The following is a 22,085-nucleotide window of genomic DNA, read 5'->3' on the forward strand; positions in this document are numbered from 1 at the left end:
CCATGGCAGATACCACGCAACCGCGCCCGGCTCGCGATTGGGCAATGCTCGGGCTGGTCGTCCTTGTCGCTCTCAACCTTCGGCCCTTCATCGCCGCGCCCGCCCCGATTCTCAATGAGATCGTGGCGGATACCGGCCTCGGACTTGGCGGGCTGTCGCTCCTGACGCTGCTGCCGATGTTCCTGATGGGTGTCGGTGCCTTCATCGCACCGGGGTTGCAGCTGCGCATCGGCACGCGACGGGGCCTGCTCGCAGCACTCGCCATTCTTCTTGCCGGCTCGGCGCTCCGTTTCTATGCCGGCAGCGGTGTTGCGCTGATTGCGACGGCCGGGCTCTGCGGCATCGGCGTCGCCTTCATCCAGGCTGCCTTTCCCGGCATCATCAAGGCGCGCTTTCCGACGAGCGTGCCCGTCGTGACCGGGCTCTATTCCGCGATGATCATGGCGGGCGGCGCCTTCGGTGCGCGGCTGATGCCGGTTCTCACCCATGCGGGCTATTCCTGGCGCATGGCGCTTGCCTGGCTGGCCGTTCCGGTCGCCATCGCGCTTGCCGCGGCCTGGAGCATCCTCTCCGACACCAAGGCGAGCCGCCCGGACGGCACGCTTACGCGCAAGCTTTTGGCGCGGCCGCGCACCTGGGTGCTGATGGCCGCCTTCGGCCTTGTCAATGCCGGTTATTCCTCGATGATCGCCTGGCTGGCCCCCTATTATCAGGCGCAGGGCTGGACGAGCGCCGACAGCAGCGGTCTCGTGGCGATCATGGCCGCCTGCCAGGCGATGGCCGCCCTTGGCCTGCCGACGCTGGCGCGTGGCAATATCGACCGCCGCCGCTGGCTGTGGCTGACCATCGCCTTTCAGCTCATCGGTTTCTTCGGACTGGCCAACCTGCCGGGCGCGGCACCCGCTGTTTGGGCGGGGCTTTGCGGTGCCGGTCTCGGCGGCAGCTTCTCGCTTGCCATCGTCACCGCGCTCGATCATCTGCCGCGACCCGAACAGGCGGGCGCGCTGGCCGCCCTCATGCAGGGCGGCGGGTTCCTCATCGCAGCACTCGGCCCCTATGCGGTCGCCCTGCTGCATGACTGGACGGGCGGCTTCGCGGCCGGCTGGCTGCTGCATTTCGGCTGCGTGCTGGTGACGGCGCTGCTCTATCTGCGCTTCGACCCGCGCCATTACACGGTGGCGATGCCCTCCGCCGGTTGAACGAAAAAGCCCGCGCCGGTAGCGCGCGAGCTTTAACGGAACTGCTAACGTTTAGCGACGGCCGCCGAACGGCTTCAGCGCCGCATGGCGGTTGACGTCCTTGTAGAGCAGGTAGCGGAACGGGCCGGGGCCGCCGGCATAGCAGGCCTGCGGGCAGAAGGCGCGCAGCCACATGAAGTCGCCGGCTTCCACTTCCACCCAGTCCTGGTTCAGGCGATAGACCGCCTTGCCCTGCAATACGTAGAGACCATGCTCCATGACATGGGTTTCGGCGAAGGGAATGACGGCGCCGGGCATCAGCGTGACGATGGTCACATGCATGTCGTGGCGCAGGTCGTTCGGATCGACGAAGCGGGTCGTTGCCCAGCCGCCATTCGTGCCGGGCATTTCCGACGGCTTGATGTCCTTTTCGTTGAGGATCAGCGGCTCGGGATGCGGCAGGCCTTCGACGGCCTCATAGGACTTGCGGATCCAATGGAAGCGCGCGTGCGCCCCCGAGCGGTTGCGCAGCGACCATTTCAGGCCCGGCGGCAGGAAGGCATAGCCGCCCGGTTCCAGCGTGTGCGTGCCGGTCGGGATCGTCAGTTCCACCGTGCCGTCGACGACGAAAAGCACGCCTTCGGCATCCGGGTCCTGCTCCGGATTGTCGCTGCCGCCATCAGGCGCCACTTCCATGACATATTGCGAAAAGGTCTCGGCAAAGCCGGAGAGCGGGCGAGCGATGACCCAGAGCCGCGTGTTGTCCCAGAAGGGCAGGAAGCTGGTGACGATGTCCTGCATCGTGCCCTTGGGCAGCACCGCATAGGCCTCGGTGAAGACGGCGCGGCCGGTCAGGAGGTCGCTCTGCGGCGGATGGCCGCCGAGGGAGGAATAGTAGCTTCGTTGCATCGTCTCAGGCCCTTTTGCTGTGAGTGTTTCCGATTTTTTATGAACGCAGCCTTTTCCGCCGCGCCGTTTTTGGGGAGCGTTACTTAGCCCTAGCCTTTTCGAGAAGCGCGACGATCTCGCTATAGCCGCGCCCGCGCGCATGCTGCAGCGGCGTCACGCCGTCATTGTCCGCAAGGTTCACATTCGCGCCGGCCTTGATCAGCAGGTCGACGATCTCGACATGCCGCCGGCCGCCGTCGCCGAGGATGACGGCCTCGAGAAGCGCCGTCCAGCCGAGCCGGTTGATATGGTCCACATTCACGCCGGCCTTGATGAGGGTATCGACCGTCTCGACATGGCCGCGCTCGGAGGCGGGGATAAGCGCGGTGCCGCCGTAGCGGTTGATGCTCTTGAGATCGGCGCCATATGCGAGCGTCAGTTTCAGGATGTCCAGATGGCCGCGCGCGCCGGCATAGAGATAGGGGCTGTCCTCGATGCCGTCCTTGGCGTTGACGTCAGCCCCGGCCTCGATCAGCGCGCGGGCGGCATCCACATTGTTGGCGTGGGTGGCGACGAGAAGGGCGGTGGCGCCGCTGCCGTCGCGCGCGTCGATGTCGGCACCTTTGCCGAGCAGAGCCTCGATTGCGGCCACATCATTGGCGGCTGCCGCCTTGTGCAATTGAAGGTCCATGGCATCACCGGCGGCAAGAAGGGAAGAGGAGAGGGCTGCGAGGAAGAGCCAGGCCGACAGCAGGGAGAATTTCAGCATGCGCCATCCCATGGGGTTACGCCGGCAAAATTAACAGGCGCGCGCGCCATTTAAAAATTAAATGTATAAATCCCTATCATGCAGAAGATGGAATTTGTCGATGATCGGCGCGCTCGCTCGATATCTCCTCCAGAAGGCCGGTAGCCAGCTTTCCGGCAAGTGCTCTATAAGCAGGAAACACCGGGAACACGGAAAGGACTGAACCATGCAGACGGAACAGGGGCTGTTGCGCATTTCGATTGCGGTCACCATCGTGCTGGCCGGCGTCGGCATCCTGTTCGGCATTCTCTCGGGCTCCTTCGCCATCGTTTTCGACGGCGTCTATGCGCTGACGGATGCGGTCATGACCGTGGTCGCCCTGCTGGTCTCCAATCTCATCGCCGCCTCGGCTTCTGGCAGCGGGCGTTTCGTCAAGCATTTCACCATGGGCTTCTGGCATCTGGAGCCGATGGTGCTCGGCTTGAACGGCATCATGCTGACGGGCGCTGCCATCTACGCCCTGATCAACGCCATCGGTTCCATCATGGATGGCGGCCGGCCGCTCGATTTCGACCAGGCGATCATCTATGCCGTGCTCACCATTATCGTCACCGTCGTCATGGCAATCGTCGGTACACGCGCGAACCGCACCATCCAGTCGGATTTCGTGGCGCTCGACGCCAAGGCCTGGATCATGTCGGCGGGGCTGACCAGCGCGCTGCTTGTCGCCTTCGTCATAGGCTACTTCATCCAAGGCACGGAGCACGAATGGCTGTCGCCCTATATCGACCCGGTGGCGCTGGCGCTCGTCTGCCTCGTCATCATTCCTATTCCAGCCGGCACGATCCGCCAGGCGCTGGCCGACATCCTGCTCGTCACGCCCTCGGACCTGAAAGGTCATGTCGATGCGATCGCAAAGGCGATCGTGGAGAAACATGGTTTTCTGTCCTACCGCGCTTATGTCGCCCGTGTCGGCCGCGGCCGGCAGATCGAACTCTATTTCATCGTACCGGAAAACTTCCCAGCGCAGAAGCTGCAGGATTGGGACCAGATCCGTAACGAAATCGGCATCGCCATCGGCGATGAAGGCCCGGATCGATGGCTCACCATCGCTTTCACGACCGATCCGGAATGGGCGGACTGATCATTCCTTTGCGGAATGCTTGGTATTGTGACTATCTATTTGTGTAATGCATGGTCCTGTCCGATCTTCCTCTCAGCCAACCAAGGGGAACGACATGCTCAAAAGCCTTCTATCCTTCGCCACGGCCGCGGGCCTTGCTCTCTCCGTTCTCGCGACGCCTTATGCGGCGAGCGCCGACGACTTGGAAACCATCAAGGTCGCCGGTGAATTCAAGTTCGCCAACAGCGGCGCTTACCCGCCCTTCAGTTTCGTCGACGACAGCAACCAGACCGTCGGCTTCGACGTCGATATCGGCAACGAGATCGCCAAGCGCCTCGGCGTGAAGGGCACCGGCCTCAGCACTGCCTGGGACGGCATCATCGCCGGCCTGCTCGCCGGCAAGTACGATTCGGTCATCGGCAGCATGACCATTACGCCCGAGCGTGAAAAGGCCGTCGATTTCGTCGGCCCCTATTACAAGTCCGGCCGCGGCGTCTTCGTGCTGGATGGCTCTGAGGTCAAGTCGATCGACGACCTCAAGGACAAGACCATCGGTGTGACGCTCGGCGAAACCCACGAGAAGTGGGCCCGCGAGCGCGGCGGCTGGGAAATCCGCACCTACAAGGGCCTGCCGGAACTCTTCCTGGAACTGAAGGCCGGCCGTATTCAGGCGATGATCGTCGATGCCGTTCCGGTGTCGATCGCCATCAAGGAAACCGGCGAGAAGTTCACCAAGCTCGACGTGCCGGAATTTGCGGGCACCGAAGACAAGATCGGCATCGCCATCCGCAAGGGCAATCCCGAACTGAAGGCCGCCATGCAGAAAGCGCTCGACGACATGATGGCCGATGGCACCTATGAGGCTATCGCCATGAAGTGGATCGGCTCGGACATCCGCTGATCGTTTTCGCATCCTGAGACGGCTGGCCGGCGGGAAAACCCGCCGGCGGCCTGACCGACTGCCGAGGATCCGGGAATGGACATCGCTCTCATCGGCCGCATCATCCCTGTCTTCGTCCAGGCGGCCTGGACAACCGTTCAGATTTCGCTGCTTTCGCTGGTCCTCGGCCTTGCCGTGGCAGCGCTGATCGCGGGCCTGCGGCTTTCGCATCTCTCGGTGTTGCGCTTCATCGGGGCTGCCTATGTCAGCGTCTTCCGCGGCACGCCGGCACTTCTCCAGATATTCCTGCTCTATTTCGGTGGGCCACAGCTCGGCATCCAGCTCGAACCCTTCGCGGCGGGCGCCATCGCGCTCGGCCTCAACATCGCGGCTTACATGGCGGAATCGATCCGGGGCGGCGTGCTCTCGGTCGATCGTGGGCAGATGGAGGCGGCGCGGTCGCTCGGCTTCGGCGAGGGACAATCCATGCGCTGGATCGTGCTACCGCAGGCCGCCAAGCTGATGATCCGTCCCCTCGGCGTCAATGCCGTGGCGCTGGTCAAGGGCACGGCGCTCGTCGCCACCATCTCGGTCGTGGAGCTCACCTATACGGCGCAGCGCTTCATCGGCTCCACCTACAAACCTTTCGAGATCTTCGCGGTGACGGCAGTGCTCTACATGATCATGGTCTATGGCCTGACGCTCGTCATCGACTGGCTCGACCGCGCCTATGCCGAGGAGGCGTAAGCCATGCAGGGTCTCGATTTCAGCATCGTACCGGAATACCTGCCGCTGATCGGCAAGGGCCTGTGGTGGACGGTCGTCATCTCCGCCGTCTCCGCGCTTTTCAGCATCGTCGCCGGCATGGGCTTTGCCCTCATCGTGCTCTATGCGTCGCCCGTGGTGCGCTATCCCGTGCGCCTCTTCATGTGGCTCTTCATGGGCACGCCGCTGCTGTTGCAGTTGTTCCTCATCTATTTCGGCCTCGTGCAGATCGGCATCGATATTCCCGCCCTCTGGTCCGGCATCATCGGCCTCAGCCTGCATTTCGCCGTTTACAATGCCGACATTTTTCGCGCCGGCATCGCCTCGCTGGACAAGGGGCAGACGGAGGCGGCGCGTTCGCTCGGCTTCGGCGCCTGGCAGACGCGGCTCTACATCGTCGTGCCGCAGGCGCTGCGCAACACGGTGCCGGCCGTCGGCAACATGATGATCGCGCTGCTCAAGGAAAGCTCGATCGTCTCGATGATCGGCATCGCAGAGCTCGTTCACAGCGCCCAGCTCGTCATCAGCGAGACTTACCGGCCCTTCGAATTCTACCTGACGGCTGCTGCCCTCTATTACGTCCTCAATCTCATTCTCGAAGCGGTCCTCCGGGGGATCGAACGGAAAGTGGAGCTTTCGCGATGACCGATGTCCGTCCGATGATCGAGGTGCGCGGCGCGCGCAAATTCTTCGGGCCGCTGGAGGTGCTGAAGGGCATCGATTTCAGCGTGGCGCGCGGCCAGATCGTCGCCGTGATCGGCCCGAGCGGTTCGGGCAAGAGCACGCTGCTGCGCTCGATCAACCATCTCGAAACGCTCGACGGCGGCGAGGTTTGGCTGGATGGCGTTCAGGTCAACCAGACGCTCTCCCGCCGGGCCTTCGAAAAGCACATCAACAGCGTGCGCCAGCAGATGGGCATGGTTTTCCAGCATTTTAACCTCTTCCCGCATCTGAGCGTGGCGGAAAACATCGCCATCGCGCCGATGAAGCTGAAGCGCATGGCGAAGGCGGATGCCCGCGCATTGGCGCTCAAGATGCTCGACAAGGTGGGCCTTGCCGACAAGATCGATGCCTTCCCGGCGCGCCTTTCCGGCGGGCAGAAGCAGCGTGTCGCCATCGCCCGGGCGCTCGCCATGCAGCCGAAGGTGATGCTGTTCGACGAGGCGACCTCGGCGCTCGATCCGGAGTTGGTGGACGAGGTGAACCTCGTCATGAAGCAACTCGCGGCCGAGCACATGACCATGGTGATCGTCACCCACGAAATGCGCTTTGCCGCCGAGGTCGCCGACCGGGTGATCTTCATGGCGGACGGCGCGGTCGTCGAGGAGGGAAAGCCCGACGATCTCTTCCGAAATCCGGTGCAGGAACGCACCCGCAGCTTCCTCAAGAAGTTCCTCAACGGCTAGACTGTCTCCGGCCGCTCAATTTTGTCTTCTTCAATGGATCGATCATGAGCCAGCAATCGACTGCGCCCGGTGAACGCCCGGCATCGCATCTCTTCTACCAGTCCCGCATGCGCCGGCCGCTCGCCGACCGCGCCGAGGGCATCTACATCTGGGACGAGCATGGCCGTAAGGTCATCGACGGTTCAAGCGGCGCGATGGTCGTTAATATCGGCCATTCCAACCGCAACGTGCTCGACGCTATGAAGCGGCAGATGGACAAGGCGACCTTCGCCTATCGCCTGCATTTCGAAAACCAGCCCGCGGAAGATCTGGCACGCCGGCTCGCCGGCCATATGCCCGAGGGGCTTGACCGGGTGTTCTTCGTCTCCGGCGGTTCCGAAGCGGTGGAATCCTGCCTGAAACTTGCCCGGCAATGGGCGCTCGCCACCGACCAGCCTGAGCGCTGGAAGGTCATCTCGCGCTTCCCCTCCTATCACGGCTCGACGCTCGGCGCGCTCGCCGTCACCGGCTACGACGCGCTGAAAAAGCCCTTCCTGCCGATGCTGCGCGACATGCCGAACATCAAGGCGCCGACCGCCTATCTCGACCGCGACAATTTTTCGATGGAAGAGCGCGGGCTGCGTTATGCCGACATGCTCGAGGAGAAAATCCTGGAGGAGGGGGCCGAAAGCGTGCTCGCCTTCATCATGGAGCCGATCGGCGGCGCCTCCACCGGTGCGCTGGTAGCACCCGACAGCTACTATCCGCGCATCCGCGAGATCTGCGACAAATACGGCATCCTGCTGATCCATGACGAGGTGATGAGCGGGGCGGGCCGCACCGGCCGCTATCTTGGCGGCGATCACTGGAACTGCCGGCCTGACATCATCGCCCTTTCCAAGGGCCTCGGCGCCGGCTATTGCCCGCTCGGCGCGATGATCGCCCATTCGAAGCTGGTCAAGCCGGTGCTCGACCGCGGCGGCTTCGCGCATGGCTATACCTATGCCGGCAATCCGCTCGCCTGCGCCGCCGGCCTTGCCGTGCTCGACGAGATCGAGCGGCAGGATCTGCTCGGCAACGCCAGCCGCATCGGCGACCTGATGAAGGCCGAGCTTGAAGGACTGGCGGAACGCTACCCCTTCATCGGCGACGTGCGCGGCAAGGGCCTGCTGCTCGCCGCCGAATTCGTTTCCGACCGCGAGACCATGGCGCCGCTGCCCAAGGCGCTCGATGCGCACCAGCGCGTCGTCGACATCGCCTATGAGCGCGGCCTGATCATCTATTCCCGCCGCACGCGCGGCGGCGTGGAGGGCGACCATTTCCTCGTCTGCCCGCCGATGATCACGACGGAAGAACAGGTCGGCGAGATCGTCACCATCCTCGACGCTACGCTGGCGCAGCTTGCCGGCGAACTGTCGCTGCCGGTGCGGAAATAAGGGGCGGGCCATGAAATCCAGAAAGGTTATCATCACCTGCGCCGTGACGGGCTCGGTGCACACGCCCTCCATGTCGCCGCACCTGCCCTACAAGCCGGAAGACATCGCAGCGCAGGCCATCGAAGCGGCCGAGGCCGGGGCGTCCATCCTGCATCTGCATGCCCGCGACCCGGAAAACGGCCGACCGACGGCCGACCCCAAGGTTTTCATGCGCTTCCTGCCCGTCATCAAGCAGGCGAGCGATGCGGTGATCAACATCACCACCGGCGGCTCCTCCTTGATGACGTTGGAGGACAGGACGGCGGCGGCGTTGGCGGCCGAGCCGGAAATGTGCTCGCTCAACATGGGCTCGATGAATTTCGGTCTCTACCCCATGCTGGACCGCCCGCGCGAATGGCAGCATGCCTGGGAGCCGGAGCTTCTGGAGGCGACGCGCAACACGATCTTCCGCAACACGTTCGGCGACATCGAGACGATCCTGAAGCGGCTCGGCGAGGGCTGCGGCACGCGCTTCGAGTTCGAATGCTACGATGTCGGGCATCTATACACGCTCGCGCATTTCTGCGACCGCGGCCTGATACCGGGCACGCCCTTCATCCAGTTCGTGCTCGGCATTCTCGGCGGCATCGGCGCCGATCCAGAGAACCTCATGCACATGAAGCGCATAGCAGACAAGCTGTTCGGCGATGACTACCGCTTCTCCGTGCTGGCCGCTGGCCGCAAGCAGACGCCGATGATCACCATGGCCGCGACTCTGGGAGGCAGCGTGCGCGTCGGGCTGGAGGACAGCCTGTTCGACGGGCGCGAGCTTGCCACCTCCAATGCCGTGCAGGTGCGCCGCATCCGCGCGATCCTCGAAAGTCTGTCGCTTGAGGTCGCGACGCCCGACGAGGCGCGCGCTATGCTCGGCCTCAAAGGCGGCGATCGCGTCGCATTCTGAGGAGACACCATGCAGGACGATATCCGGATCCGATCCGCCGCCATCGATGATGCCGAGACCATTCACGCGGCTTTGCGCTTGATGGCCGAGGGTATGAAGGCGGGGCCGAAATTCGTTTCGACGGTCGAGGATATCAGGCATCACGGCTTTGGCGTCGCGCCGGCCTTCGAGGTGCTGATTGCGGAAGCGGGGGACGCCTTCGCCGGCCTCTGCCTCACCTTCCCGAGCTTTTCGACCTGGATGGGCACGCCGGGCATCTATGTGCAGGACCTCTTCGTCACTGACGCCTTTCGTGGCCGGCGCATCGGCGAGCGCCTTCTGCACGCCGTCGCAAGGCGCGGCCGGGAGAAGGGGGCACGCTATCTGCGGCTCTCCGTCGACGTGGAAAATCCGAGGGCGCAGGCCTTTTACGACCGTATCGGCATCCGCCATTCGCGCGATGAGCTGATCCACATGATCAAGGGCGCAGATTTCGATGCCTTCGCCGGTGAGGACAAGACATGAAGACCTTTTTTGCCGAGGAACAGAAGCGCCACAATCCGAGCTTCTTCCTGTCGAGTGGCGCACCGCAGCCGAACCCGGAACAGCCGGAGCGTGTCGAGCGTCTGCTGTCCGGCGCCAGGGTGGCGGGCATGGAGATTCTGCGGCCGAAAGACCATGGTCTCGGCCCGGTCTCGGCCGTGCACACGCCGGAATACCTCGATTTCCTGCGCCGCATCTATGAGCGCTGGCAATATATCGAGGGCGCGTCGGCTGAGGTCATCCCCAACATCCATCCCATCGCCCGCACCGGCAGCTATCCTGCCTCCGCCGTCGGCCAGGCCGGCTACCATATGGCCGATACGTCCTGCCCGATCTCCGAACACACCTGGGAAAGCGCCTGCTGGAGCGCCTCCACCGCAGTCTCTGCGGTCGAAGCCGTCATGGCCGGCGACGCGTGGTCTTACGCCCTCTGCCGCCCGCCGGGGCATCATGCCTTTCGTGACGTTGCCGGCGGTTTTTGCTTCTTCAACAATTCCGGCATCGCCGCGCAACATCTGCTGCAACAGGCAAAACGCGTCGCCATCCTCGATGTCGACCTGCACCATGGCAACGGCACACAGGGCATGTTCTACGAGCGCGCCGATGTGCTGACCGTGTCGATCCATGCCGATCCAGTGCGCTTCTATCCGTTCTTCTGGGGCCATGCGGACGAGCGCGGCGAGGGGCTTGGCCTCGGCTACAATTTCAACCTTCCGCTCGCCCGCAAATCCGGCGATGCCGTCTATCTCGAAGCGCTCGCCGCGGCGATCCGGCGTATCGAGGCGTTTTCGCCGGATGCGCTGGTCGTGGCGCTCGGCCTCGATGCCTTCGAGAAGGACCCGTTCGGCGGCCTCTCGGTCTCGACGCCCGGCTTCGCCCGCATCGCCGAGGCGATCGCAAAGCTCCGCCTTCCATCGGTCATGGTGCAGGAGGGCGGTTATCTTTGCGACGAACTCGGCGACAATCTGACGGCCTTTCTTACCGGTTTCGGCGCGACGGCTTAAAGGTAGGTCCGTTGCTCGAAGGGGATCGTCGCAATCGCCTGGCGCAATTCCGCCAGCAGCAGGTTTTCGGCGCGGCTGCGGCGGGCCGCACCGTCATAGACGACATGCACGTCAATGACGGGCGTGTTCTCGTAAGGCGGCAGCCGCCAGAGGCGGCCGGCGCGCACGTCCTCCTCCACGACATGGATCGGCAGCGGTCCGAAGCCGAAACCGGCGATGATCAGTCGCTTGACCTCCTCAAGGTTCGAGGAGGTGCCGACGGTCTGGCCCTCGAAACCCTCCTGCTGGCGCAAGAGTGCCACCGGCCAGAGCGCGCCGGACATCTGGTCCGTCTTGAAGGAGACATAGGGCTCCTGCCGCAGGGCCGAGATCGGCAGGTCTTTCACGCCGAACAGCGGATGTCGCTTGCCGCAGAAGTAGCCGAAGGTTTCGCGGAACAGCACGTCATATTCCAGCCGCGGATGGCGCTCCTGCATCAGGCAGATGCCGAAGCAGACGTCGCGGTTCAGCACCGCGGCCACCACATCGTTGCTGGAGGCGACGGAAAGCGACAGCGTGACCTGCGGAAAGGCGCGGTGGTAGGCGGCCAGCGCCTCGTCGAGGATCGGGCAGACGACATGGCTGGCGAGCGCGATCTCGATATGCCCGGTCAGGTCGCCCGGCTGTTCCTCCATCTGCTGCGGCAGTCCGGAGACGATGTCGAACAGCGCGACGCATTCGCTGTAGAGCCGCTGGCCGGCCGGCGTTACGGCGAAATGCGAGGCGTTGCGCTCGATCAGCCGGCTGTCCATGTGGGTTTCGAGCCGTTTCAGCGCATTGCTGACCGTCGGCTGCTTCAACGAAAGCTTTTCGCCGGCCGCCGTCAGCCCGCGCTCCTGCACGATCACCATGAAGGTCCGCAGCAGGTTCCAGTCGATTTCCCAGACGAAACGCCGTCTTTGCCGGGCCATGCGCATCATTCCCCAAAACTATGCTCTCGGGAAAAGCTATTGCATGGTGCGATCCGGCATCAAAGTCCCGTGACGGACAAAGGAGGTTTGCCGTGCCGCTTCTGACCTATCAGGGCGTGGTCTATCCCGCGCAATGCGACGCGATGGGGCACATGAACGTGCAATACTATATCGCCGCCTTCGACCAGTCGCTCTGGCACCTGATGGCGGCGGCCGGCTATTCCGCGGATTGGATCAAGGATCGCAGGGAAGGCTGGGCGGATCGCCGCTACGAGATCGATTTCCGGCAGGAGTTGCCGGTCGGCAGCCTGTTCGAAATCCAGTCTTCTGTGGTCAAGGTGGGGCACACATCGCTCACCACAAGGCACACGCTGACGAACAAGGCGGATGGGGCGTTCTGCGCGGAACTCCTCGCCGTCTCGGTCTATTTCGATCTTGCCGCGCGCCAGTCCCTGCCGTTGTCGGCCGCAATCGTCGCTGCAGCCGGCAATCTCGTCGAGCCTTCCTAGAGACCGGCGGCCGCGATGGCGGCATCGAGGCGTTCGCGGGCCTTCTTCGGCAGCTTGCCGGTCTTGACGGTGTCGAGGTTGGCCGGCGCATCGCCGACGACGACAAGACCCACCATGCCCATGCCGACATGCGGCGTGCACTTCACGCCATAGGCGCCGGGCTTGTCGAAGGTGACCTTGTAGGTCTCGTTCATCTTGCTCTTGAAGGCTTCCGCGCCGTCGGGGATGAAGTCCTTGATCGTCTCGACATTGTGGCCCTTGTCGGTGGGGATGAAAGTGACCGTGTCGCCGGGGGCGACCTTCACGAAGGCGGGCTCGAACACCATGGCGCCCTCGGCACCCTTGTTGAGCATGTGCACTTCAAAATCTGCCGCACCGGCGGGAAGGGCGAGCGCGAAAAGGACTGCTGCTGCGCCGACGATGCTCTTTGCCATGATACGCACTGGAATTCTCCTTGCTGACGAACGTCAATCGTTCATGCGCAAGAGATAGGCCCGCGAGGGGCCGCCTTCTTTGACTTTGGTCAAACAAGACGGCGATGCGGCGTGGCGAGCTGTCGCAGGCGTCAGCGGATGCGGGCGCCTGCGCTGTCGAAGAGGAACGACTTCGCAGCGGAGAGGCCGACGGTCAGCCGGTCGCGGCTATCGGCCCCACGGGACCCTTCATGCTCGACGATGATGCGCTCCTCCGGCGAGACATTGGCATAGACATAGCTGGTATTGCCGAGATGCTCGGCCACGTCGACATCGAGCACCAGATCCACATCGCCGTTTCCGGCCGGCAGGAAATGCTCAGGCCGAACGCCGAGGCTGACCGCGTCACCGGGTTTTGCGGTGGCCGATTGGATGGGAAGGCTGAGTTTGACCTCGGGCTGGTTTACCAGCGATACCGTGACATATCCGGCGTCGGCGGCGACCACGCGGGCCTTCAAAAAGTTCATGCGCGGCGAGCCGATGAAGCCGGCGACGAACGTGTTGTCGGGATCGTCGTAGAGATCGAGCGGCGCACCCACCTGCTCGACGATGCCGGCGCGCAGCACGACGATCTTGTCGGCGAGCGTCATCGCCTCCACCTGGTCGTGCGTTACGTAGATGATGGTCGATTTCAGCGCCCTGTGCAGCTTGGCGATTTCCACGCGCATATGCACGCGCAGCTCCGCGTCGAGGTTCGACAGCGGTTCGTCGAAGAGGAAGACATCGGGATTGCGCACGATGGCGCGGCCGATGGCGACGCGCTGGCGCTGGCCGCCGGAAAGCGCCTTGGGCTTGCGCTCCATCAGCGGCCCAAGTTCGAGGATGCGGGCGGCGTCGTTGACGCGCCGCTCGATCTCCTCTTTCGCCATGCCTGCGAATTTCAGCGCGAAGCCCATGTTCTCGCGCACCGTCATATGCGGATAGAGCGCATAGGACTGGAAGACCATGGCGATGCCGCGCTTCGACGGATCGACATCGTTCATGACGGTGCCGCCGATGGTCAGTTCGCCGGAGGTGATGTCTTCCAGGCCGGCGATCATGCGCAGCAGCGTCGATTTTCCGCAGCCCGAGGGGCCGACGAAGACGACGAATTCCCCTGTCGTGATCGAGAGGTCGACACCCTTGATGATCTCAAGGGAGCCGAAACGCTTGCGAATGTCGGTAAGGCGAACATCGGCCATGGGCTAAACCTCAGCTGACGGTGAAGGTGATGGACTGGGGCAGCAGGCGGCGTGTCGAGACGGTCAGGTAGAGCTTGGCCTTCTCGTCGCCGGCCTCCACCCAGAAGCCGGTTGCGCCGCCTTTCAGCGTGTGCTCGGTCGGGCCGATGATGCGGCCGGGGCCGGAGAGCACAAGCGATACCGGTTCCTCGAAATAGGGTAAGAGGTTGCCGCACTGGTCGAGCACGCGCACGACGACGCGCACCGCGTCCTTTTCGCCGGCGCGTAGCGCCGTGTCGTCGGCCACGACTTCGAGCGTCGTCGGCACCGGATCGGCCGGCAGCGTCATGGTGGTCACCGCCTTGCCGTCGACATAGCCGGTGAAGATGCCCTCGCGCCAGACGCGGCCCCAGGTGCCGAATTCCTCCGGCGTGACGGAGCGCAGGTCGAGCACGACGGGCGGGTGCGCCAGATGCGGATAGTTTTCCTTATCCGGATAGACGCGCTTGGCTGGCCATTCGCCGAACTTCACCTCGACATAATCGCAGTTGGTGAGAATGATCAGCGGCAGCACGCCGCCGATATTGCGCTCCCCGCGCGCCCAGAAGGTCACGGGCTGCATCACGACCTTGTCCTTCGGATCGCCCTGCGAGGCATAGGCATAGGCGGCGAATTTCGGGATGCGGTACATGTCGAGCACGCCGTGATAGCAGACGCGGTCGCCGGAGCCGAAATCCTTGTGCGTGTTGTAGTCGAACATGCACCAGCCGGTGGAGCCGGAAATGTCGCTGTCGCCGGCGACAGCGTTGAGGATCAGGAGATGGCGGGTGACGTGCTCGGCCTGGCGCTGCTCCTGATCGAAGCGCTTGGTCGGGTACATGTGGCCATTGTATTCGGTGATCATGTAGGGGATCGGCTTGGTGATGCCCGTCGTCTCCACCCGGTCGCGCAGCACGACGCGGCCGCGGTTGTTGCCGGGCATTTCCTCCTGGCCCAGGATGAAGTCGTTCATCGTATAGACGTCTTCGAGCATCTCCGAATTGGTGATGAAGCGCACGCCGCCGGTCTGGCGCGTCGGGTCGAGTTCGCGGGCGAGACGGTTCGTCTCGGCGTAGAAGGCGTGGTTGTCCTGGCTTTCGTTGATGCGCACGCCCCAGATGATGATCGAGGGATGGTTCCAATCGCGCTCGATCATGCGGCGGACATTGGCAATGGATTCCTGCTGCCAAGCCTCGCCGCCGATATGCTGCCAGCCGGGGATTTCCTCGAAGCAGAGCAGGCCGATCTCGTCGCAGCGCTCGATGAACCATTTCGACTGCGGATAGTGCGAGGTGCGCACGATGTTGCAGGCGAGGTCGTGTTTCAGGATGTCGGCATCCTTCTCCTGCGCGCGCCGGCCCATGGCATAGCCGGTATGCGGCCAGGCCTGATGGCGGTTGAGGCCGCGCAGCTTCAGCGGTCGGCCGTTGAGCAGGAACCCGTCCGGCGTGAACTGGGCGGTGCGGAAGCCGAAACGCTGCGTCAGCACGTCTTCGCCATGGGCGGTGGTGAGCTTCAGCGAGAGCGCGTAGAGGGCGGGGTTGTCGATATCCCAGAGCTCGATGCCGGTGAGGCCGGAGAAGGTCAGGGTCGCTTCGTTGCCGTCGATGGCAACCGAGGTCGCCGCGACATCGCCGCCGCCCTTGCGGCGGATTTTTGCGTCAAGCGTGCCGGAGATGGCGAGACCCTGCGGATTGGCGAGGAAGACGCGGGCGGTGACGGTCTTGGCGTCGGCCAGCGCATCCGGCGTCTCGATCTTCACATTGGCGATGGAGACGGGGCTTGCCACCTTGAGCCACACGTCGCGATAGATGCCGGCATAGCAGAGATAGTCGATCTGGCCGCCGAAGGGCGGGATTTCCGGGTTTTCGGAGCCGTCGATCTTCACGGTGATGAGGTTTTCGCCCTGCTTTAGATGCGGCGTCAGGCGTGCCTCGAAGGGCGTGTAGCCGTCCCTGTGGGCGATGATCTCCTTGCCATTCAGATAGACGACGCTGTCGGCCATGGCGGCGTCGAAGACGAGGGAGACTTCTCGACCCTCGAAATCCGCCCGCCAGTCGAGCACCTTCTGGTAGGTGAAGGGCTTCTGGTACTCCGTCTCGTCGAAATAGTTATAGGGCAGCTCGACGGCGCTGTGCGGCAGGCGCACGGTCTCGCCCTCCTGCACCACGCCCGCGCGAGTGGCGTCGAAACCGTGGCGGAAGAGCCAGTTGCCATTGAAGTTTTCGGTAATGCGCATGGGGGTATTCCTATTTGACCGAGCCGAGCATGCCCTGCACGAACTGGCGCTGCATGACGAAGAAGACGAAGAGGGTGGGGAGGGTGGCGAGGATCGTGCCGATCATGACCACGCCGTAATCGGGATAGTAGGCGGAGGCGAGCGAGGAGACGACGAGGGTGATCGTCTTGGTCTCGTTCGACTGGAGAACGATGAGCGGCCAGAGATAGTTGTTCCAGTTCGTCATGAAGACGATGACGAAGGCGGCCGCATAGGTGGAGCGCATCACCGGCATGTAGATGTAGAAGAAGATCTGCCATTCCTTCAGCCCGTCCACCTTGGCCGCGTCACGCAACTCCGTCGGGAAGGCTTTCGTCGACTGGCGGAAGTAGAAGATGATGAAGGCCGACGCGATGGTGGGCAGCATGATCGCGATATGCGTGTTGATGAGGCCGGTCTTCGCCATCATCATGAAGAGCGGGATCATCAGCGCGCCGAAGGGGATCATCAGCGTGAGAAGCACCAGCGAGTAAACGCGCTCGCGCGCCTTCGACTTGAACATCTCGAAGCCGTAGCCGGCAAGCGAGGAGACGACGATGGTGAGAACAGTGGCGAGCACCGCGACCTTGGTCGAGTTCCAGAACACCAGTGGCACATCGACCTGCGTGAAGAAGTTCGCCACGTTAGTGGTAAACGCATCACCGAAGCTGGTCTTGCCGCCGATGATGTCGATCGATTTATTCGAGGCGCTGATCACCATCCAGAAGAACGGGAAGATCGAGAGGAAGGCGGCAAGCCCGAGAAAGGCATATTGCAGCGCCGTGCCCAGGATACGCGAGGTATTCATGACCGGTCCCTCGCGGCATAGAACTGGAGGAAGGAGAACAGCGCCACCATGATGACGATCACATAGGAGATCGTCGCCGCATAGCCGAAGCTCGGCATGAAGCGGAAGGTGAGGTTGTAGATGTAGAGCGAGAGCGTGATGGTCGAATTGGCCGGGCCGCCCTTGCCCTCGGTGAGGTTATAGACCTCGTCAAACAGCTGGATCGTGCCGATGGTCGAGATGATCGTCGTGAACAGGATCACGGGTTTGAGCATGGGAACGGTGATGTAGACGAACCGCGCCCAGGCCGGCACGCCGTCGATCCTCGCCGCCTCATAGATCGACTTGTCGATATTCTGGAGGGCCGCGAGATAGAAGATCATGTTATAGCCGGTCCAGCGCCAGGTGATGGCGAGGATGACCAGAACCTTGGCCCAAAAGGGCTCCGTCAGCCAGCCGATCGGCGAGCCGATCAGGCCGATCGCCATCAGCGCCTGGTTCACCACGCCGTCGACGGAGAACATGCTCTTGAACAGCACGGAATAGGCGACGAGCGAGGCGACGCAGGGCAGGAAGATCGCGGTCCGGAAGAAGCCGATGAACTTCAGCTTGTCGTTGTTGAGCACGGCCGCCAGCATCAAGGCCAGCAGGATCATGATCGGCACCTGCACCACGAAGAAGGTGACGGTGTTGGTCAGTGCCTGGATGAAGACCGGGTCGTTCCACAGACGGACGACGTTTCCGAAGCCCGCGAACTTCATCATCATGCCCTTGCCGGAGAAGAAGGACAGATAGAGTGAGCGGAAGATCGGATAGACGAGGAAGACGCCGATCAACAGGACGGACGGGGCGATGAACAGCCAGCCGTTCAGATCGTGATAGCGCTTCAATCCGCCTGTTTTGCCGGAAGCCATGGGACGACCTTGTGTGCAGGAGACAAGGACCGGACCTCCTGCCCTGAGGACAGGGAAGGTCCGGCAGTGGGGCGGGCGTCAGACGCCCGCCGGGAGGATCTTACTGGATCTGGCCCTGTGCCTGGCTGTCGATCGCCTTCAGGACCTCATCGATATTGGCGCCCTGGCCGAGCGACGGCAGATGTGCCGTGACGGCGGTGTCCACCTCGTTGGTGAAGACGCCGTAATTGACCGAGGGAACCTTTGCGAGCCAGTCGGAGAAGTTCTGCCAGACCTTTTCGCCGCCGAAGAAGGCGTCGGCCTCGGAATAGGCTGCACCCGTGCGGGCGGCGAGCAGCGAGCCGACGGCGCCGCGATCCGCCAGGATCTTCTGGTAGAAATCGACGTCCTTGGCATAGACCTCATTGAGGAAGTCGATCGCCTCGTCCTTTTCCGCCGAGCCCGCCGTAACATACCAGCTGGAGCCGCCGAGGTTGGAGGCGTGGGTTGCGCCCTCGACATTCAGCTTCGGAATGGGGGCGACACCCCATTTGCCGCTCTGGTCGGCCTGCGCCTTGACGGTGCCGGTGATCCACACGCCCGTCGTGACGGTCGCGACATCGCCCGAGGTAAAGGTGTTGACCCATTCCGTCCAGCCGGCAGCCGGCTTGTGGATATTGGCCTGCAGGATCTTCTGCTCGGTTTCGAGCGCGGCCTTCAGCGCGGCATTGTCGGCGATGGACAGGTTGCCGTCCTTGTCGAAATACCAGCCGCCGGCCGACTGCATCAGGATGCGGACGAAGCCAGCATCGTTGACGTCGAGGCCGAGCATCTTCTTGCCGGTCTTGGCTTCCACGGCCTTGCCGATCTCGATGAAGCGGTCCCAGGTCAGGTCCTGCATGTCCTCGGGTTTGAAACCGGCCTGTTCGAGATAGTCCTTGCGGTAATAGAGGCCGGTGACGCCGGAATCAAAGGGCATGCCGTAGACGGCGCCGTCGAGCGTCATCAGCTGGACCTTATAGGGCGCAAAGCCCGAGAAATCGATCTTGCTCGACAGTTCGGCGAAGGCGCCGGGGAAGGACTGGAGGTATTTCTGCGCGCCGTAGTCTTCGATCAGCACAATATCCGGCAAAGCGTCCGTGGTGCCGGAAGACAGGCCCGTCTGAAGCTTCTGCTCGACGTCGGCCTTGGCGAAATCGACGATGTTGAAGGTCGTGTCCGGATGCTTCGCCGTATAGCGCGCGGCGGCTTCCTTCATAATGGCGACGTTGAAGTTCGGGTCCCAGCACCAGACGGTGACTTCGCCGGCAAAGGCGGCCGTGGATGCCAAGAGGCTCGCACCGGCAAACAGGCCGGCGGCAAGGCGCGACAGAATCATCTTGTTCATCGTTTCCTCCCAAGAAACCTATGCGGCAGGGATCTCCTCTCCCGCCGTCGGAGGGAAGATTTACCGAATTTCAGGAAACGCGCAAGGAAAATTTAGTAAATATTTATTGCGCCTGCGAAGGTATCTGAAAAGTATTATAATTCCAAGGGCTTGCGGCAGCTGTCGCGCCAGATCAGTTCGGTGGCGATGCGCACCTGCTTGCCATAGCTGCGCCCGGACAGGCGTTCCAGCAGCAGGTCGACCGCCGTCTCGCCGATATGCTCGCCGTGAATGCGCACGGTGGTAAGCGGCGGGGTGAGGAACTGCGCGACGGGGATGTCGTTGAAGGAGATGACGGCAATATCCTTGGGGATGGAGAGGCCGGCTTCCTGTAACGCGCGATAGGCGCCGATCGCCATGTTGTCGTTCGAGGTGACGATGACGTCGGGCCGCTCCGCCAGCGCGAGGAGATCCTGGGCGAGTCGGTAGCCGGTGTCGAGCCGCAGACTCTGGCCGTTGGAGCAGTCGGCGAGCACCAGGAGGTCCGGGTCGAAGGTGCCGTTCTTCTTCTGCCAGTCGATGAAGGCGACGCAGCGTTTTTCCGCGAAATGCTGCACGCTGCCGTTCAGGCTCTCATGGCTGCCGATGAAGCCGACACGCTTGTAGCTGCTGGATTTCAGGGAATCGAGGATCTTTTGCGTGGCAAGCCCGACATCGGAGAAGACGCTGTCGAGATGATCGCTCTTGGGGTCGAAATCGGCGAAGACGACGTGGCGGGCATGTTGCCGCAGCCAAGCGATTTCATGATCGGAATGTTTGCCGATGACGATGACCCCGGAAGCGCTTTCGAGCAGCGCCGCCTCCGGCAGGTCGTCGGAATGGAAGACCTTCACGATCTCCGTCTTGAGATCGCGGCAACGCGTTTCGATGCCGAGGCGCACGCCGACATAATAGGGGTCGGAGATCTCGTCCGACGGCTCCAAGAAATGCACGATGACGAGTTTGGTAAGCAGGCTTGGCGCGACAGGGCCGTTCGCCTTGTTGCGGTTGCGCGGCGTCTCGTAATTGAGCGCCTCGGCCGTCTCGATGATCGCCTGCCGCTTGACGGGCGAGATCGACAAACCAGGGTCGTAGTTCAAAACGCGCGAGACCGTAGCGGAGGAGACCCCGACGGCCTTGGCGATTTCCTTGATCGTCACCATCCCGACATTCCGTTCCTTGCTCGCCGCAATGTGACACGGATTTGGGAAAATCGAAATCGCTTTCAGTAAATTTTTACTTCGGCACGACGCGCGAAAAACCCGCCCGGACGGCGATAACGGCGTGAATGCCGTATCTTGCCGGTATAACCAAGCGGTAAAATCTTCTCAAGGCGCGACGAAAGATTGACGCGGGAATGGCCAAACCGTCGCCGGTGGTAAAAAGCGCTGGTAAAAGCTCTTCGAGCGCCGTGCTCAGAGAACGGTGACTGAGATCGCCCCGAGCCCGTCGATTTCACCGCGCATCACATCACCCCGCTGTACGGCCCCGACGCCGGCCGGCGTGCCGGAGAAGATCAAATCGCCGGGTTGCAGCGTGAAGAGGCGGGAGAGATAGGCGATCATTTCCGGCACCTTCCAGATCATCTGGTTGAGATTGCCGTCCTGACGCACCGCGCCGTTGATCGAGAGCCGGATCGCGCCCTCGCTAAGGGGGCCGACAGCGCTTGCCGCATGCAGCGGGCCGCAGGGCGCGGACTTTTCGAAGGCCTTGGCAACCTCCCAGGGGCGGCCGTGTTTCTTCGCTTCGGCCTGGAGGTCGCGCCGCGTCATGTCGAGGCCGATGGCATAGCCGAAGACGCAGTCGAGTGCCTTTTCGACCGGAATGTCGCTGCCGCCGCTTTTCAGCGCGACGACCAGCTCGATTTCATGATGCACGTCCGAGCTGGCGGAGGGGTAGGGAAAGCCATCGGCGGGTGCCACCAGCGTGTCGGGGTTCTTCTGGAAGAAGAACGGCGGTTCCTTATCCGGGTCATGGCCCATCTCGATGGCATGGTCGGCGAAGTTGCGGCCGACGCAATAGATGCGATGCACCGGAAAAAGCGCCGCGCTGCCGTCAACCGGCAGGGTGGGCACCGCGGCGGGGGCGAAGACATAGGCTTGGGTCATGGCGGCTGCACTTTCGAGAGGCTGATTTGCGGCGGACCGTAGCATGGCGCCCGGCGGCAATCGACCCGTTCGTCCTGGCCTATACTGGCTTGCGATTGCGCGAACTCTAAAAATCGCGGATAGAGGCAGAATGACGAAGGATGCCTCAGTGGACATGGCCACCCCCAACACGACGGACAAGCCGCGGCGCGAACGCCGGCGGTCCCTGGCAATCGGTCTTCTCAAGGCGCGTGAAGCCGTCATGAGCCATTTCCGGCCGATTCTCGCCGATCATGACGTGACGGAGCAGCAATGGCGCGTGCTGCGGACGCTGTCGGATGCCGGCCTGCTCGATGCGACGGAAGTGGCGGAGAAGGCCTTCATCCTGGCGCCGAGCCTGACGCGCATGCTGCGCTCGCTGGAAGAGCGCGGCTTCATCAGCCGTCACAAGGACAAGGCCGACGGGCGCCGCGTGCTGCTCAGGCTCGAGCCGGCTGGGCAGGCGGTTATCGACGAGGTGATGCCGGATTCGCGCCGCGTCTATGCCGATCTCGACGCGCGCTTCGGCGGCGAGCGGGTCGAGCAGCTGCTCGACATGCTGGAAGAACTGGCCGCCCTCAAGCTCGAGGGCAAGGCGGGCGGCGAGGAATAACCCC

The 22,085-nt window shown here is 63.0% G+C and carries 23 protein-coding genes; 12 read left to right on the plus strand and 11 right to left on the minus strand.

Annotation, left to right across the window (positions count from 1 at the left end):
- Positions 1-2: 2 nt before the first annotated feature.
- Positions 3-1,199 (plus strand): cyanate transporter, encoded by a 1,197-nt coding sequence (locus AC27VQ_RS01720; protein WP_488714944.1) that lies wholly within the window; start codon positions 3-5, stop codon positions 1,197-1,199.
- A gap of 51 nt (positions 1,200-1,250) precedes the next feature.
- On the opposite strand, the gene AC27VQ_RS01725 is transcribed toward AC27VQ_RS01720, so the two are convergent.
- Together AC27VQ_RS01725 and AC27VQ_RS01730 are read right to left on the minus strand one after the other, a co-directional pair.
- The gene (locus AC27VQ_RS01725) at positions 1,251-2,087 is read right to left on the minus strand and encodes a bifunctional allantoicase/(S)-ureidoglycine aminohydrolase (RefSeq protein ID WP_488714945.1); all 837 of its coding nucleotides are present in this window, start codon (positions 2,085-2,087) and stop codon (positions 1,251-1,253) included.
- Between the two features lie 79 nt (positions 2,088-2,166).
- Positions 2,167-2,757, minus strand: coding sequence for an ankyrin repeat domain-containing protein (locus AC27VQ_RS01730; RefSeq protein WP_488715238.1), 591 nt, complete (start codon positions 2,755-2,757; stop codon positions 2,167-2,169).
- Between the two features lie 283 nt (positions 2,758-3,040).
- Here AC27VQ_RS01730 and AC27VQ_RS01735 point away from each other — a divergent pair, with 283 nt between their 5' ends.
- The 9 genes from AC27VQ_RS01735 (at position 3,041) to AC27VQ_RS01775 (ending at position 10,869) form a co-directional block, all read left to right on the plus strand.
- A complete protein-coding gene (locus AC27VQ_RS01735; protein WP_313523726.1) occupies positions 3,041-3,958 on the plus strand; it encodes a cation diffusion facilitator family transporter in 918 nt (305 codons plus the stop codon).
- 94 nt (positions 3,959-4,052) lie between these two features.
- Entirely contained in the window at positions 4,053-4,838 is a 786-nt protein-coding gene (locus tag AC27VQ_RS01740) for an ABC transporter substrate-binding protein (protein WP_488714946.1), read from the plus strand.
- Positions 4,839-4,913: 75 nt separating this feature from the next.
- Positions 4,914-5,564 carry an amino acid ABC transporter permease gene (locus AC27VQ_RS01745; protein WP_488714947.1) on the plus strand — a complete coding sequence of 217 codons (651 nt, stop codon included), beginning with the start codon at positions 4,914-4,916 and terminating at the stop codon, positions 5,562-5,564.
- 3 nt (positions 5,565-5,567) lie between these two features.
- Positions 5,568-6,227 (plus strand): amino acid ABC transporter permease, encoded by a 660-nt coding sequence (locus AC27VQ_RS01750; protein ID WP_488714948.1) that lies wholly within the window; start codon positions 5,568-5,570, stop codon positions 6,225-6,227.
- Positions 6,224-6,988, plus strand: a complete 765-nt coding sequence (locus AC27VQ_RS01755; protein ID WP_488714949.1) for an amino acid ABC transporter ATP-binding protein — start codon at positions 6,224-6,226, stop codon at positions 6,986-6,988. Before AC27VQ_RS01750 ends, AC27VQ_RS01755 begins: the two co-directional genes overlap by 4 nt.
- Before the next feature lie 44 nt (positions 6,989-7,032).
- The gene (locus tag AC27VQ_RS01760) at positions 7,033-8,403 is read left to right on the plus strand and encodes an aminotransferase family protein (RefSeq protein ID WP_488714950.1); all 1,371 of its coding nucleotides are present in this window, start codon (positions 7,033-7,035) and stop codon (positions 8,401-8,403) included.
- Between the two features lie 10 nt (positions 8,404-8,413).
- On the plus strand, positions 8,414-9,343 hold the full coding sequence (gene kce / locus AC27VQ_RS01765; RefSeq protein WP_488714951.1) for a 3,5-dioxohexanoate:acetyl-CoA acetone transferase: 930 nt from the start codon (positions 8,414-8,416) through the stop codon (positions 9,341-9,343).
- A gap of 9 nt (positions 9,344-9,352) precedes the next feature.
- Positions 9,353-9,847, plus strand: coding sequence for a GNAT family N-acetyltransferase (locus AC27VQ_RS01770; RefSeq protein WP_488714952.1), 495 nt, complete (start codon positions 9,353-9,355; stop codon positions 9,845-9,847).
- Positions 9,844-10,869, plus strand: a complete 1,026-nt coding sequence (locus tag AC27VQ_RS01775; protein ID WP_488714953.1) for a histone deacetylase family protein — start codon at positions 9,844-9,846, stop codon at positions 10,867-10,869. Before AC27VQ_RS01770 ends, AC27VQ_RS01775 begins: the two co-directional genes overlap by 4 nt.
- Here the strand turns inward: AC27VQ_RS01775 and AC27VQ_RS01780 are convergent.
- Complete coding sequence (locus tag AC27VQ_RS01780) at positions 10,866-11,819, minus strand: LysR family transcriptional regulator (RefSeq protein WP_313523709.1); 954 nt, start codon at positions 11,817-11,819, stop codon at positions 10,866-10,868. The two genes, AC27VQ_RS01775 and AC27VQ_RS01780, sit on opposite strands and share 4 nt — an antisense overlap.
- A gap of 92 nt (positions 11,820-11,911) precedes the next feature.
- Between AC27VQ_RS01780 and AC27VQ_RS01785 the strand changes: the two genes are divergently transcribed.
- Positions 11,912-12,328 carry an acyl-CoA thioesterase gene (locus AC27VQ_RS01785; protein WP_488714954.1) on the plus strand — a complete coding sequence of 139 codons (417 nt, stop codon included), beginning with the start codon at positions 11,912-11,914 and terminating at the stop codon, positions 12,326-12,328.
- Here the strand turns inward: AC27VQ_RS01785 and AC27VQ_RS01790 are convergent.
- The 8 genes from AC27VQ_RS01790 to AC27VQ_RS01825 form a co-directional block, all read right to left on the minus strand.
- Positions 12,325-12,771, minus strand: a complete 447-nt coding sequence (locus tag AC27VQ_RS01790; RefSeq protein WP_313523705.1) for a pseudoazurin — start codon at positions 12,769-12,771, stop codon at positions 12,325-12,327. The two genes, AC27VQ_RS01785 and AC27VQ_RS01790, sit on opposite strands and share 4 nt — an antisense overlap.
- A gap of 122 nt (positions 12,772-12,893) precedes the next feature.
- Positions 12,894-13,982 (minus strand): ABC transporter ATP-binding protein, encoded by a 1,089-nt coding sequence (locus AC27VQ_RS01795; RefSeq protein ID WP_488714955.1) that lies wholly within the window; start codon positions 13,980-13,982, stop codon positions 12,894-12,896.
- Positions 13,983-13,992: 10 nt separating this feature from the next.
- Entirely contained in the window at positions 13,993-16,239 is a 2,247-nt protein-coding gene (locus AC27VQ_RS01800; protein ID WP_488714956.1) for a glycoside hydrolase family 2 protein, read from the minus strand.
- 10 nt (positions 16,240-16,249) lie between these two features.
- Positions 16,250-17,065 (minus strand): carbohydrate ABC transporter permease, encoded by an 816-nt coding sequence (locus AC27VQ_RS01805; protein WP_488714957.1) that lies wholly within the window; start codon positions 17,063-17,065, stop codon positions 16,250-16,252.
- Positions 17,062-17,958, minus strand: coding sequence for a carbohydrate ABC transporter permease (locus tag AC27VQ_RS01810; protein ID WP_313523698.1), 897 nt, complete (start codon positions 17,956-17,958; stop codon positions 17,062-17,064). Before AC27VQ_RS01810 ends, AC27VQ_RS01805 begins: the two co-directional genes overlap by 4 nt.
- A gap of 100 nt (positions 17,959-18,058) precedes the next feature.
- Positions 18,059-19,315 (minus strand): ABC transporter substrate-binding protein, encoded by a 1,257-nt coding sequence (locus AC27VQ_RS01815; RefSeq protein WP_409530336.1) that lies wholly within the window; start codon positions 19,313-19,315, stop codon positions 18,059-18,061.
- A gap of 143 nt (positions 19,316-19,458) precedes the next feature.
- Positions 19,459-20,505 (minus strand): LacI family DNA-binding transcriptional regulator, encoded by a 1,047-nt coding sequence (locus AC27VQ_RS01820; RefSeq protein ID WP_488714958.1) that lies wholly within the window; start codon positions 20,503-20,505, stop codon positions 19,459-19,461.
- Positions 20,506-20,757: 252 nt separating this feature from the next.
- Entirely contained in the window at positions 20,758-21,450 is a 693-nt protein-coding gene (locus AC27VQ_RS01825) for a fumarylacetoacetate hydrolase family protein (RefSeq protein WP_488714959.1), read from the minus strand.
- A gap of 130 nt (positions 21,451-21,580) precedes the next feature.
- Here AC27VQ_RS01825 and hpaR point away from each other — a divergent pair, with 130 nt between their 5' ends.
- Positions 21,581-22,081: a homoprotocatechuate degradation operon regulator HpaR gene (hpaR, locus tag AC27VQ_RS01830; RefSeq protein WP_488714960.1), complete on the plus strand. Its 501-nt coding sequence runs from the start codon at positions 21,581-21,583 to the stop codon at positions 22,079-22,081.
- The last annotated feature ends 4 nt before the right edge of the window (positions 22,082-22,085 follow it).

Source organism: Shinella sp. 20P9.1.1 (assembly GCF_057798995.1).